Source organism: Niallia oryzisoli (genome assembly GCF_036670025.1).
Taxonomy (GTDB): Bacteria; Bacillota; Bacilli; order Bacillales; family Cytobacillaceae; genus Bacillus_BD; species Bacillus_BD oryzisoli.
In genome coordinates this window covers 1634489-1647457 of sequence record NZ_CP137640.1, presented here as the reverse complement: position 1 = coordinate 1647457, position 12969 = coordinate 1634489, and the positions used below count along the sequence as shown (strand labels likewise).

General features: G+C 39.1%; 11 protein-coding genes and 1 riboswitch. Of the genes, 4 read left to right on the top strand and 7 right to left on the bottom strand.

Annotation, left to right across the window (positions count from 1 at the left end; translation table 11 throughout):
* Window positions 1-5 precede the first annotated feature (5 nt).
* The 5 genes from R4Z09_RS08285 to R4Z09_RS08265 all read right to left on the bottom strand — a co-directional run bounded on the left by R4Z09_RS08285 (window position 6) and on the right by R4Z09_RS08265 (window position 7168).
* Window positions 6-500 (bottom strand): GNAT family N-acetyltransferase, encoded by a 495-nt coding sequence (locus R4Z09_RS08285; protein ID WP_338451854.1) that lies wholly within the window; start codon window positions 498-500, stop codon window positions 6-8.
* A gap of 38 nt (window positions 501-538) precedes the next feature.
* Window positions 539-1291 carry a nucleotidyltransferase domain-containing protein gene (locus tag R4Z09_RS08280; RefSeq protein ID WP_338451853.1) on the bottom strand — a complete coding sequence of 251 codons (753 nt, stop codon included), beginning with the start codon at window positions 1289-1291 and terminating at the stop codon, window positions 539-541.
* Window positions 1292-1340: 49 nt separating this feature from the next.
* The gene (locus R4Z09_RS08275) at window positions 1341-5009 is read right to left on the bottom strand and encodes a dynamin family protein (RefSeq protein WP_338451852.1); all 3669 of its coding nucleotides are present in this window, start codon (window positions 5007-5009) and stop codon (window positions 1341-1343) included.
* A gap of 504 nt (window positions 5010-5513) precedes the next feature.
* Window positions 5514-6077 carry an isoprenylcysteine carboxyl methyltransferase family protein gene (locus R4Z09_RS08270; RefSeq protein WP_338451851.1) on the bottom strand — a complete coding sequence of 188 codons (564 nt, stop codon included), beginning with the start codon at window positions 6075-6077 and terminating at the stop codon, window positions 5514-5516.
* A 5-nt stretch (window positions 6078-6082) separates the two neighbouring features.
* Window positions 6083-7168, bottom strand: coding sequence for a type III polyketide synthase (locus tag R4Z09_RS08265; RefSeq protein WP_338451850.1), 1086 nt, complete (start codon window positions 7166-7168; stop codon window positions 6083-6085).
* 357 nt (window positions 7169-7525) lie between these two features.
* On the opposite strand from R4Z09_RS08265, the gene R4Z09_RS08260 reads away from it, so the two are divergent.
* Window positions 7526-7981 (top strand): chemotaxis protein CheX, encoded by a 456-nt coding sequence (locus tag R4Z09_RS08260; protein ID WP_338451849.1) that lies wholly within the window; start codon window positions 7526-7528, stop codon window positions 7979-7981.
* Between the two features lie 89 nt (window positions 7982-8070).
* Here the strand turns inward: R4Z09_RS08260 and R4Z09_RS08255 are convergent, their stop codons facing one another.
* Both R4Z09_RS08255 and R4Z09_RS08250 read right to left on the bottom strand, forming a co-directional pair.
* Window positions 8071-9378, bottom strand: coding sequence for a nucleobase:cation symporter-2 family protein (locus tag R4Z09_RS08255; RefSeq protein WP_338451848.1), 1308 nt, complete (start codon window positions 9376-9378; stop codon window positions 8071-8073).
* Entirely contained in the window at window positions 9375-9971 is a 597-nt protein-coding gene (locus R4Z09_RS08250) for a xanthine phosphoribosyltransferase (protein WP_338451847.1), read from the bottom strand. The genes R4Z09_RS08255 and R4Z09_RS08250 overlap by 4 nt, the downstream gene beginning before the upstream one ends.
* Before the next feature lie 146 nt (window positions 9972-10117).
* A riboswitch (purine riboswitch) is annotated at window positions 10118-10219 on the bottom strand.
* Window positions 10220-10577: 358 nt separating this feature from the next.
* On the opposite strand from R4Z09_RS08250, the gene R4Z09_RS08245 reads away from it, so the two are divergent.
* From R4Z09_RS08245 to R4Z09_RS08235, 3 genes are read left to right on the top strand one after another with little or no spacing between them, the layout of a single operon-like run.
* Entirely contained in the window at window positions 10578-10730 is a 153-nt protein-coding gene (locus R4Z09_RS08245) for a cytochrome c oxidase subunit 2A (protein ID WP_338451846.1), read from the top strand.
* 20 nt (window positions 10731-10750) lie between these two features.
* Complete coding sequence (locus tag R4Z09_RS08240) at window positions 10751-11230, top strand: cytochrome c oxidase subunit II (RefSeq protein ID WP_338451845.1); 480 nt, start codon at window positions 10751-10753, stop codon at window positions 11228-11230.
* Window positions 11227-12900 carry a b(o/a)3-type cytochrome-c oxidase subunit 1 gene (locus R4Z09_RS08235; RefSeq protein WP_338451844.1) on the top strand — a complete coding sequence of 558 codons (1674 nt, stop codon included), beginning with the start codon at window positions 11227-11229 and terminating at the stop codon, window positions 12898-12900. Before R4Z09_RS08240 ends, R4Z09_RS08235 begins: the two co-directional genes overlap by 4 nt.
* The last annotated feature ends 69 nt before the right edge of the window (window positions 12901-12969 follow it).

Below are 12969 nucleotides of genomic sequence, written 5' to 3'. Positions count from 1 at the left end.
TGCGGTTATACAAATACTTTCGTCCCTTTCTCCATCATAACCGTATCAACAACGTTACCATCTTTATTAATGATCGTTTCTTCCTTTGCTATATCAAAATTATTTGATTGGTAGAAGCGGATATTATGTGGAGTATCTTTGCGAACTCGGCACATAATTTTATCCTTTTGGCTTGCACGGGCATATTCTGCCAGCCACTCAATCATTTTTTTAGCGATTCCTTTTCCCCTTGCTTCAGGAATGACAGAGAGCCTGAAAAAATACAAGGACACTTCGTCCATATCTTTAAATCGGAGTGATCCGACTGGCTTTCCATTCATATATCCAATTACTGCTTGTTCTGCTCCAGTATGAATCGAATCCTGTAATGTTGATAATTTTTCAGTCATAGCACTTGAAGGCGTGTCATATTTATTATATTCCCTAAATGCATCCTGCATGATTTGATAGACAGATTCGATTTCTATTTCATCTTCTGCTAGTGTAATCTCATAATCCATACCCACACCCCTATTTCTTGCTGTCATATTTTACTCTCTCACAAATGTAAAAGCTCCCATATCCATTGGTTCAGTTCATTTTCTATCGATTTCCCTTTCGATAGTCCATAGGAAAGTTCAAGTAATAATGGCCTTTCCTGCTCCATCATGAATATTGCATCCTCTATATCTGCATAAGAAACCAACTCACCGCTTTGCTTTGCTTCCATTAGCTGTTGATAAAAAGAAACGATAGTGCAATCTTTTGGAAAAGAAGACGAAAAAGAACTATAAAGTGCCATTACAGGCACTTTTTGCTCTAAAATGATCGCCTTCGCCAGCAGAAAGGCACGCACAGCCTGAATGAATTGCTTCTGCCTTTTTTCCGTAAAAGCCTTGCCGCGAATATCCTTCAAATTGCGGTCCATTAAATGAATGTAATGGTGAAACAATGAAATTAGGGAGTAACTTTCCGTAACAAACCTCCGTAGTTTACTAGAAAAGTTTTGACAGTCATGATACAGAATGGGAGAAAAAGCCCATTCACACAATCCGGGGTTCGATTTTTGCAGTAAATGAAATGCTTTATAAATATCCCACCCCTGGGCATCATAAGGCGCAGGAAAATCCATCGTTTCCTGCGCCTTTCTTAATGATAAATAACTTCTTACATCATGGTGCTTATATATGAAACGGACATCATAATCAGAATGAACGGTTGCCCCGCCCCATGCCCTGCTGCCTGTTTCAGAGGCGAATAGAATCTCAATCCTGTATTCTGCTTCCATTTCCTTTAACCAAGATTTAATCATCTCTTACTCCTCTAGTGTCAGACAGAGAATAAATAGGTCCGTTCTGAAATTATTGTACTTTCTCGGCATTTTGCAGCAATCTTTTCTCAATTGCCCGTAACTCATCAATTGGAATTTCATTTGATATCGAAGCAAGTACTCCTTGGTAGTATTCTTCAACTTGTTCCGTTAAATACGTAAGCAGAATCTGAAACTCTGTTTCAAGTTGTTCTCCATAATGCTGTTTTAAACGCTCCTTGCCTTCTGCCAAATAATCGTCAGCCGGCTCTTGGAGGTTCGCTTCTAATTCATCTCCTAACAGCTTCCGTTCATTTTTCTCAAAAAATGATTTTGGATTTTTAAAATAAGCTAATGCTGTTTTAAAACGCTGTGGATCAAGTGCCACGAATGCCGTTTCAAAATCAATCCCTTCCAAGCGGTTCATCTCATAAGTGCTAAGTGAAAGCTCCGAGTTATGCTCCTGTATCCCCGAAATGATTGAGCGCTCAGCCTGAGAGAGATTCTTTCGGATGAAAGCCTCTATGCGCAGAGTGGTTGCGCGCAGCTCCTGAGCAAAATCATAGCCAAAGTCCGCTAGAAATCCATCAAGTGCTGTTTGAAGTGCCTTTTTCAGGTTTCTTCCATCATCCTTTAATAGTGCAGGATTAAAGGCTTCCTTTAAAAAGTCACTGAACCTTAAAAATACGCGCTGCTTAATATAAAAGACAAGCTCGTCTGCTTCCTGAACCAATCTTTTCTGTAAAAAGTCCGTCTGCTGCGTTTGAATCAGTTCCCTTATTTGTGCTTTTTCTGCCTCGAGCTGGATCCGTTTTTGCGCCTTTGTATCTTGATCCTCTTCAGCAGAATGAATAAAGCTTTGGAGTTGTGTTAAAACCCGCTCCATTTCTAATTTTGCTGAATTTACGGCAATCCCTCTTAAATCATGCTCAATAAAGGAATAGAATCGTTCTTCAAATAAGCGGATGCCAGATTGCTCTGTTAAACTGCCTGCCAGTTTTTCTTTCAATGACATAAGACTTGAAATAGGATACAAATGAGGCTGTCTGATACCATATGCGACAAGCTGATCTTCCACATAATCAAGGACGGCATTCATTTCTTCTTCATCATGGGCTAAATCAATCGCGTTAACAATGAAGAACATTTTATCAAGTGCAAACGTGTCTTTCACACGTCCTAATTGAATCAAAAATTCACGATCTGCTTTCGAAAAAGCATGATTATAATAGGTAACAAACAAAATCGCATCGGAATTTTTGATATATTCAAAAGCAACGCCAGTATGACGCGCATTGATAGAATCAGCTCCAGGAGTGTCCACTAATGTAATCCCTTTTTTCGTTAATTCACATTCAAAATACACTTCGATCCACTCTACTAAGCAGGACTGTTCTTCATTTGCAACAAACCCAGAAAAATGATCCAGATCAGTTTGAATCGTCTCGCCCAGCTGATCCTGATAAGTTCCAATTCCACGTACGAATGCTTGCAAAAAGGCTAAATGCATTTTCTCATAGGCATCAACATTACCATGATTTTCAATGACTGATTGGGCACTTGTCACAGCATCTGGAAGCGTGTCTGCCTGTGTGCCGAACGCTGTCAATGATCGATTTACATCATCCATTAATGTTTGGAGGGCTTTTAGCTTTACCAGTACCGTTCCATGAGGATGTTCCCCGTCAACCGGCATAATTTTATTAATCGCAGCTGTTGTTGGATTTGGTGATACCGGCAGCAGTCTTTCCCCTAAGAGCGCATTAGCAAACGAAGATTTCCCCGCACTGAAGGCGCCAAATAAAGCAACCGTGAATGATTGATGCTCAAGCCTTTCTGCTTTTTGACCCAGCTCTTCTGCCAGCTTTTTAAATCCTGGTACATTATGCACCTGTCTTGCAGCAAACTTTAAGCTTGGAATAAGTGCTTCCAATTCAGTTTGATTGGTTTGTTCACTAGTGACAACGGAACGAACGGAACGGGATTTTTTTTCTTTTTCTACCTCTGTTCGGTTATTCTCTTGGCTGTCAGCATAAATGACCAACGCTTCATCGGTATGATCTACAGCCAACTTCCCTGCAAGCTCTTTATAATCATCTTGATTAAAATGTCCTGTTAATACCTGTTCCATTTGAATATTTGCCAGCAGCTGTTTTTCTTCAATTTCGGCAATATTTTTGTAGGCATCGTAATAAGCAGTAATAGTTGAGAATTGCTCTTCAAGCTTTCGTTTCTGAACAGCTTGTTTTTCCTGTAGCTTTGTTAAATAAGCGGACCGGTATGGAGCCAGCTGCTCTTTTGTTTTCCTTTTTATTTCATTTGTCACGTCTCTTGTGTACGTCAAGACATAATCACCGGACAGTCGTGCACCCTCCTTAACCGTAGAAATGAGGAGGTCTTTATCAAAATCAACCTTGAAATTCTGAACAGCAGACAAAAGCTCGTCATCTTCAATTTCATTCTCTTTCAACTGCTTCACAAATAATTCTTTCATATGCCAATCAATTTGTGATGTCACTTTTTCAGTGAAATCTGCAAAGAATCGATCGAGCCTCAAGCTTCGCTCTTGCTCTGTTTTTTGTTTTGAAAAAAACAAACCGACTTTGAATTCAGGCTGTCTTGCCGCCAAATATTGCTCCGCTAAATCACGGGTTTGGAAAGGCATAATATAGGCATTATCTAAAACACTGTCAATCTCATCATATAGCTTCTTCTCTTTCTGTTGTAAAGAATTGCTTAATGCATGCAACTGAGTGTTTAATCCAGCAGCTTTATCCGCAAGGCTTTTCCTTTCCTCGTCTGACAAGGGCGCTAAACGCTCATTAAGTTCGTGAATCACTTCCTCATCTTTTTCCTTTAAAAATAAGCGATGCTCTTCACTTAATTTCGTTAGCGATTGGAAGACCGATTCAGGCAGAGCCACCAGGCGGCTAGCTACCTTTTCCTCAATAAACTTTCTTAAAGCAGGAAATTGATTATGCGGGTGGTTCGCTTTCTTTAAAGAAGTATAGAAGATTTGTGCTGGTTCCACACCCCATGAGGCAAACGAGTTCTTTACACTTTCCTGAAACGCCGTGAAACTTAATTCCTCATCACGATGCTTATCAATCTGGTTAATCACTAAATATACTTCTTTACCAGCTTCTGTGAGTTCCTTTGTAAACAGGAAATTCAATTCACTTTGAACATGATTGTAATCCATCACATAAAAAACCAAATCGGCCAAATGCAAAGCAGATTCTGTCGCAATACGGTGCGCATCATCAGTAGAATCAATCCCAGGTGTATCCATAATGATGGTATCCTTAGGAATGGAGGTTTTTGAATAACTGATTTCAATTGATTGTATTTGGTCTCCATCCTTGCAATATGATTTTACCTGTTCGTAATCATATGGAGCCGGATAAATAAGCGGCCTGTCTTCCTTGAAGTATACCTTAGCATAATCATCGCCAGACTTAATTTTAACAAGGTTCGCACTTGTCGGAATCGGGCTTGAAGGCAATAGGTTCTCTCCCATGATTCGGTTAATCATACTTGATTTTCCTGCAGAGAAATGACCGCAAAAAGCAATCGAATACTCCTGTTTTTCAAGCTTAAGAGCTAAATCCTTTGCCCGTTCAGCTGACTGAACATTTTCTTGTTTTTGAAACATTTCATACAACGCAGCAATTTGTCCCCTTAACTGTGCTGCGTCCGTTTGTATCTCAATTTTGACCATGAATGACTACCCCTCATTTTTTCAATATACTAACTATTTTAAACGATTTTACGTATATTTCCTACTAAAAAAAGTATTTGGGAATAGATTAAGCACACTTTATTCATATGAACTATTATGATCTATTATTATATAAATACAGTACCGATAATTAATATACATCGAAAGCCTAATGAATGATGAAAAACAAATAAAGCCGAGCTTCTATTTATAGAATACTCGGCTTTATCAAGCGTTTCCAACAATCATAGATTAACTCCCTTCTTTACAGCTTGTCTGAAAGCGTTTCCTAAACAGACTAAAAAACAGAAGTTATTTTTGAACTGGATGCGGCTTCGATACATTATTTAGCACATGCTTTAATACAAAAGAATAAACACCAACAGTAACTGCTATAAAAACGGCTGTCATCCATTAACACCATCCTCGTAGTGATAATAACTCTCATTTACAGTTAAATAATATCACGAATGATAATCCTTTTCAATAAGAAATCGAAAAGGATTATACTTTATTGGGATTTTTCAGACCTAGTCTCCATTTAATCCACGAGGAAATAGGGTATTCAGTCAGTTCATATAACGCTTTTTCCTCTGTTTGAATTCGGACAAACAGGATCATTACATTCAAAACCGTAAATAAAAATGCCGTAAAATAAGCCTGAAACATAAACGGGATGATTATAAACTCAAGGGCTACGACCAAATAATTAGGGTGTTTGAAAAAACGATAGGGTCCTTTTTCCACAATAGGAGCCCCGGACAGGATGATAATTTTTGTGTTCCAATATTTCCCCAAAGACGTAATAGACCAGATTCTCAGGAATTGAGTAAGTATAAATAAACTAAGTAATAAAGGCCAGACAGGAGATAATTCTGTCTGCCAAGCCTTTACTTCCAAAAACAAGATAATAAAAAACATTGCATGGATAAACACGATGATTCGATAGTGTGCCTGACCGAATTCTATTGCCCCTCTTTTTTTCATCCACTTTTCATTACGTTTTGCTACAACCACTTCACATAGACGCTGTAAGATTATGAGAATGATAAATACATAAAAGCTCATCGCTATTATTCCCACCTTATTAACAATAATTCAGAGCTAAATCCAGGACCTAATGACGTGCATAGTCCCCATTCATTTGCACTTGCTTTTTGTAAAAAAGCTTTTAAAACAAGAAGAACGGTTGCAGATGATATATTTCCATAGTTTTTTAACACATGAAACGAGCTATCAACCATAGACGGTTCCAACTGTAACGCCTTTACATAGGCATCCAAAACCTTTTTCCCTCCAGGATGGGCAATAAAGTGATCCATGCTCTCTATCGTCAGATGGTGCTCACGCAAAAATTGCCCGACGATTGGCTTTAGCCACTTTTCCACAATAGCTGGGATATCTTTGGAAAAAACGACATATAGTCCGTCATTTTTCACTTCCCACCCCATTACATCTAGGGAATTCCTCATCGTTGTAGACTGGGTCGCCAATATTTTAGGTATGGACGCAAGTGAACAAATGGTCTCTGTTTCTACTTCATCACCCGCCACAAGGACACACACGACCCCATCTCCAAACAGCGATGTACCGATCAAATTACTCTTTGAATGATCGTGCCGCTGGAAAGTTAAGCTGCAAAGCTCGATGGCCAAAACCAATACCTTTGCCTCTGGGTATGCTTTACAGTATTCAAATGCACGTGACAATCCCGCTGCACCACCGGCACATCCCAATCCCCAAAGAGGGATTCTTTTCGTTTTTTCTGAGAATGGAAGAATATTCATAATTCGGGCTTCAATGCTTGGTGTTGCAATACCTGTACTCGTGATCAGAAAGATTGCATCAATTTCCTCGCAAGCGATCTGTCTTTTTAAAAACGTATCATTATGTAAACAATTTGTGATCGCTTCAGAACCTAGTTCGATTGCAGATTTGATAAAGGCATTATTTTTTTCAACAAAGGTATGGTCTTGTTGATACCAGTCTAAGTCTTTTACGAAATACCTTTTCTGTACCTGCCCGTGCGGAAAAACATGTAACAATCGTTCTATATCCTGAAAAGATTCAGAAAAAAGCCGCTTTGAAAAATGCATGATTTCTTCTTGTTGTAAAACAAAGGGCGGAAAAGCATCACCAATGGATAAAATTGCCGGCATTTCTTTTTCTCCCATCATTTGGTTATATGCTATTACTTTCTCCATTTATGGGATAGATATACCTTTTTGCAGCTGGGTTAAGGAGTGACAAGGCAGAAAACGATGGGTATATAAAAAAAAAATCCCCGTGAAAAACACAGGGAAGAAAAGTTTTGAAGGATTTTAATGTTGTGCACTTACAGTTATATTATAAATGATTTCCTTTGGTTCATCATTCAACAATTTTTTCCACCTTTTGATCATCCTTTATGACTAAATTTCGCAATAAAATAGTAATATTTTCGTAAAATTACATTCATTCCCTAAAAAATTATGCTAAAATTATGATTAGTTGACCGAATGTTGGAGGAATGAGATATGCCATTGACAGAGCTTGCAGCCGAAATCTTACAGGGAACAATTGATGCCGTTAAAGAAGTAGTTCCATTTGAGATATCTATGGAAAAACCCTCGTTGTTTACACAGCCTTATACCCAACACTGCATCGGTGTACTCATTGGCATGACCGGCGATATTCGAGGCAGGTTGATTATCGATGGGAACGAGGAAACACTAAGCAAAATCGGCGAAGGAATGTTCGGCATGACCGTTCAAGGTGAAATGTTAGAATCCTTTGCCGGTGAACTTGGAAACATGATTGCCGGAAAATTATCCACCTTCATCTCACAACAAGGTTTTGAGATGGACATTACTCCTCCAACTGTTCTTGTCGGACAAACAAAAATTTACGGCTTTGAAAGAGCATTTCGCTTACCCATTACTGTCAACGGCGCAGGTAACATGATTATCCTGTTAATGATCGAGCAAGAATAAAATATAATAGAATAGCACTTTCTGTTATTTCAATATAAAAACCCCTAAATAGTTAGGAGTTTTTATATTTCGCTATCCTATCTAGATCATTAAGAAATACTTTTTTCCTTTACCATCATAGGTGCAGGTTTCTCCTTTTTTAACTCATTAAATACAATATTCATGATGATTGCTGTCAAACTGCCCGCAACAATTCCATTTTCCGTTAGAATTCGGATGCTGTCAGGCATTTGTGCAAACAGTCCTGGAACAGCTGTAACACCCATACCCAACCCGACAGAGCAGGCAATAATCAGGAGATTTTCTTGTGACGAAAAGTCCACTTTGCTTAACATTTTTATTCCGTTGGCAAGCACCATGCCAAACATGGCGATCATTGCGCCGCCTAAAACAGCGGCAGGGATGACAGTTGTCAACGCACCGATTTTTGGCAGCAAGCCAAGTCCCATCAGCATAAAGCTCATCACAATAATTACTCTTTTCTCTTTTACACCTGTTAACTGTATAAGACCAACATTTTGTGAAAAGGTGGTATAAGGGAAGGAGTTAAACAAACCTCCTAGAATAATAGCCATTCCTTCTGCACGATATCCTTTAGCTAAGTCCTTTTCTTTTAATTCTTTTTCACAAATATCGCCAAGGGCAAAATAAACACCTGTTGCTTCAACAAGACCAACCAATGCAACTAAAATCATCGTGATAATGGATGAGAGTTCAAAAGTTGGCGTACCGAAGTAGAATGGTTGAATCATATGAAACCATGAAGCTTCTCCAACTGCTGTAAAATCTACTTTCCCCATAAAATACGCTGCAAGTGTTCCCATTACAATTCCGAGCAAAATACTAATTGAGCGAATAAAGCCGTTGAAAAAGCGGTTGATCAGAATGATGATCAATAATGTTCCGAATGCCAGTCCGATATTTGACAGGCTTCCAAAGTCGGGGCTCCCCTGACCTCCTGCAACATTATTCATGGCTACAGGAATCAGAGTAATTCCAATAATTGTCACAACACAACCTGTTACAACCGGAGGAAAAAACTTAACCAATTTACCAAACGATTTAGCTACGATAATGACAAACAAACCTGAAACAATGATGGCTCCATAAATCGCCGAAATGCCATGTTGATTGCCGATTGAAATAATCGGAGCTACTGCCGTAAATGTACATCCTAAGACAACCGGCAAGCCGATGCCAAAGAACCGGTTGCTCATCACTTGGAGCAAGGTGGCAATTCCACACATAAAGATATCAATGGAAACGAGGTATGTTAACTGCTCTACAGTCAACCCGATAGCACCGCCGATGATTAATGGAACAATAACTGCACCGGCATACATCGCCAATACATGTTGAATGCCTAAAGAGGTTAATTTTAATGGATGTTGTTTCATTTGCTCACCTCCGTTATGCTTTCCGTTACAAATGATACATTTCCCTCTTCTAATGAAGCAATTCGAGCCAATGATTCAACAGGATATCCTTTGTCGCGCAGCAGTTGTCCGCCATCTTGGAATGCTTTTTCAATCACAATTCCTATTCCGGCAATCTGCGCTTTTGCCTGGTTTACGAGATCAATTAACCCAATGGCTGCCTGTCCGTTGGCAAGGAAATCATCGATAATCAATACACAATCATTTTCAGTTATATATTTATTTGATATAGAAATTTCATTCGTTTCATTTTTCGTAAATGAACGGACTGTTGATGTTAATAAATCATCGATAAGGGTCATTGATTTTCTTTTTCTTGCAAAAATAACAGGCACGTTCATTTGCAGACCGGCCATCACGGATGGAGCAATTCCGGATGATTCAAGTGTTAATATCTTCGTTATCCCCTTATCCGCGAAGCGGTTGACAAATTCCTTTCCGATCTCCAACATGAGTAACGGGTCAATTTGATGATTTAGAAATGAATCAACCTTTAGCACCGAATTGGATAACACAATCCCATTCTGCGCAATTTTTTCCTTTAGTAATTCCATTATGATGTTTCCTCCTCTATGTTGTCTGGGAATATTTCAGACATAAAAAAAGCCTGAAGAACATTGCATCACATCCCATTGGTAATGAGTGAAGCAATGTCTTCAGGCATCTTAAGCATTTCAAATTAAAGCCTTGAACGAATTCATGACGACAATTGCTCACTCATAGTCAGACTATTTACGGTAGTCTGGTAGAAACTTACAGGCCCTATTCCTGTGATTATATGAGTGACTATTATGAAACTAGTAACAATTATATCATCAATTTGTCATAATTCAAGATAAATTACGAATTATCCTATATAATATCCCATTAATGTTCGTGTTTATGCACAGTGATGCCTCGTTGGTGATCACTGCAGTCCGGCTTATTTTTTATTCACGTTCTGCAGCTTCCAGGACTTCACATTTCATTCACATTTCCCTACTAAAAAATGTGATAAAAATCACCTTAACATCAGTTTTACACTATGAGCATGGTGCAAATGTAACGAATGAACATTTTGTGAACTATGTAAAACGATGTAGAATTTTCTCAATTGTCGAGTATTATGAATTTGTAATCATTTATCAATTTCCACTATTCCGAAAGGAGGGACTTAACAGATGGCACTTCATCAATTGGACACAAAAACGTCAAAAACAAATGTAGAGGATAGCTCTTCTTTAAAAGGAACTTTAGCTTCTGTTTTCTTACTTGGTTTCTTTCTTGTTTCAGTATGGGTAAGCGTTTACTTTGTATTTCTAGGTCGTTTTTAAGAAATTGAGGGGGGTTTTATATGCATATGCATAAGTTTGAAAAAGCTTGGCTTACATTTGGTATAGGCGCACTGCTTGTCTTCTTAACGGTCTTAGGGGTTAGCGCATTCTATTTGGGAAATCAGCCGCCAAGCTGTTTAGTTACGATCGATCCGGCAAAAGTGGATACAACGAAGCCGTTTAATGAACCCGGTCTGAAAAAAGTCGAAGGAAAAGATTGGGATTATGAATTAGTCTTTGTCGCCTCTGCCTTTTCATATAATCCTGCATCCGTTGAGGTACCTTATGGTGCGAAAGTTAAAATTATGGCTACCACAAAAGATGTCGTACACGGTTTTCAAGTGGCCGGAACCAATATTAACATGATGCTTGAGCCTGGCTATATCAGTGAATATACGACTACATTTGATAAAGCTGGAGAGTACTTAATCCTGTGTAATGAATATTGTGGAGTCGGACATCACATGATGACATCGAAAATTGAGGTGGTTAAAAAATGATTAGTCCTTCAACAATAAAAAGTCCTTCTTCAATAGTAAAAATTGATCGGCGTGACGGAAGACTTGCTATGGCCCATTTTTATGTGGCATTTACTGCTTTATTGATAGGCGGTCTTGCCGGTTTATTACAGGTTCTTGTCCGGACAGGAAAACTTGAATTACCAGCCCCTATTACCTACTACCAGGTATTAACGGTTCATGGTGTTGTTCTTGGACTTGTACTGACTACATTCTTTATTCAAGGATTTATGCTGGCTGCAGTAAGTCGAACTTCTGGTACATTATCAAACGGTCAGCGGCGTGCCGGCTGGATTGGATACTGGACAATGACAATTGGAACCGTAATGGCAGCTGCCATGATCCTGCTTAATAAAGCATCTGTTCTATATACTTTCTATGCACCACTGAAAGCACACTTCTTATTTTATTTTGGTTTAACATTGGTTGTGATTGGTAGCTGGTTTGGCGGCGGAGCCATTATTATGGCTTATAAGAGATGGAGAAAAGCGAATCCAGGAAAACCAAGTCCATTGTTAACCTTCATGTCTCTTGTAAATACGATTATGTGGATGGTCGCAACCCTTGGAGTAGCCGCCTCCATGATTATACAATTATTACCATGGTCACTAGGTTTAATTGATACAGTCAATATTCTGGTTACCCGGACACTATTTTGGTATTTCGGTCACCCGCTTGTATATTTCTGGCTGCTGCCTGCTTATATGGCATGGTATGTTGTTATTCCAAAGGTTATCGGAGCGAAAATTTTCTCTGATTCACTTGCACGGATGTCATTCATCTTATTCTTATTATTTTCAATCCCAGTTGGGTTCCACCACCAACTAATGGAACCAGGAATTGATCCGGCTTGGAAGTTTTTACAGGTTATCTTAACATTTTTAGTTGTTATCCCATCATTAATGACAGCGTTCTCATTGTTTGCTACCTTTGAAAGTCATGGACGTTCGATTGGTGCGAAATGTCTGTTTGGATGGTTAAAAATGCTTCCATGGGGCGATGCTCGTTTTACCGTTCCGTTTATTGGAATGCTCGCTTTTATCCCTGCTGGTGCCGGCGGTCTTGTTAATGCGTCACACCAAATCAACCAAGTGGTTCACAATACCATTTGGGTAACAGGTCACTTCCATTTAACATTAGCTACTGCTGTGGTATTAACTTTCTTTGGCATCTCCTATTGGCTTGTTCCACATATTACAGGGCGGACGTTAACAAAAGCGATCAATAAATTAGCGATCACTCAAGGGGTACTTTGGGCCATTGGAATGACATTTATGTCATTGGCTATGCACGCCGCAGGACTTTTAGGTGCTCCACGCCGTTCATCCTTTTCAGAATATGGCGGTGCTGCACAGGCTGCAGAGTGGATTCCTTATCAGATAGCACAGGCTGTGGGCGGTTCCATCCTGTTTATCTCAATTATTCTTATGCTTTATATCTTCATCAATCTTGCTTTCTTCGCACCGAAAGGCGAGCAGGAATTTCCTGTGGCAGAAGTTGACAGTCACGCGGAAAAAACTCCGCTTGTCTTTGAAAACTGGAAATTATGGATTGGTATCACTGCACTGCTTATTATCTTTGCTTATACCATTCCATTTATCGATATGATCCAAAATTCACCACCAGGTTCACAGGGATATAAACTGTGGTAATGAATAGATTGAAAAGAGCCCTGCACTTTTAAGCAGAGCTCTTTTTAATTTGTTCCAGTTCAAATATCC

Excerpts from the sequence above, each read along its gene's own strand:
- R4Z09_RS08285 (WP_338451854.1), bottom strand. The coding sequence starts at position 500 with ATGGATTATGAGATTACACTAGCAGAAGATGAAATAGAAATCGAATCT.
- R4Z09_RS08280 (WP_338451853.1), bottom strand. The coding sequence starts at position 1,291 with ATGATTAAATCTTGGTTAAAGGAAATGGAAGCAGAATACAGGATTGAG.
- R4Z09_RS08275 (WP_338451852.1), bottom strand. The coding sequence starts at position 5,009 with ATGGTCAAAATTGAGATACAAACGGACGCAGCACAGTTAAGGGGACAA.
- R4Z09_RS08270 (WP_338451851.1), bottom strand. The coding sequence starts at position 6,077 with ATGAGCTTTTATGTATTTATCATTCTCATAATCTTACAGCGTCTATGT.
- R4Z09_RS08265 (WP_338451850.1), bottom strand. The coding sequence starts at position 7,168 with ATGCCGGCAATTTTATCCATTGGTGATGCTTTTCCGCCCTTTGTTTTA.
- R4Z09_RS08260 (WP_338451849.1), top strand. The coding sequence starts at position 7,526 with ATGCCATTGACAGAGCTTGCAGCCGAAATCTTACAGGGAACAATTGAT.
- R4Z09_RS08255 (WP_338451848.1), bottom strand. The coding sequence starts at position 9,378 with ATGAAACAACATCCATTAAAATTAACCTCTTTAGGCATTCAACATGTA.
- R4Z09_RS08250 (WP_338451847.1), bottom strand. The coding sequence starts at position 9,971 with ATGGAATTACTAAAGGAAAAAATTGCGCAGAATGGGATTGTGTTATCC.
- R4Z09_RS08245 (WP_338451846.1), top strand. The coding sequence starts at position 10,578 with ATGGCACTTCATCAATTGGACACAAAAACGTCAAAAACAAATGTAGAG.
- R4Z09_RS08240 (WP_338451845.1), top strand. The coding sequence starts at position 10,751 with ATGCATATGCATAAGTTTGAAAAAGCTTGGCTTACATTTGGTATAGGC.
- R4Z09_RS08235 (WP_338451844.1), top strand. The coding sequence starts at position 11,227 with ATGATTAGTCCTTCAACAATAAAAAGTCCTTCTTCAATAGTAAAAATT.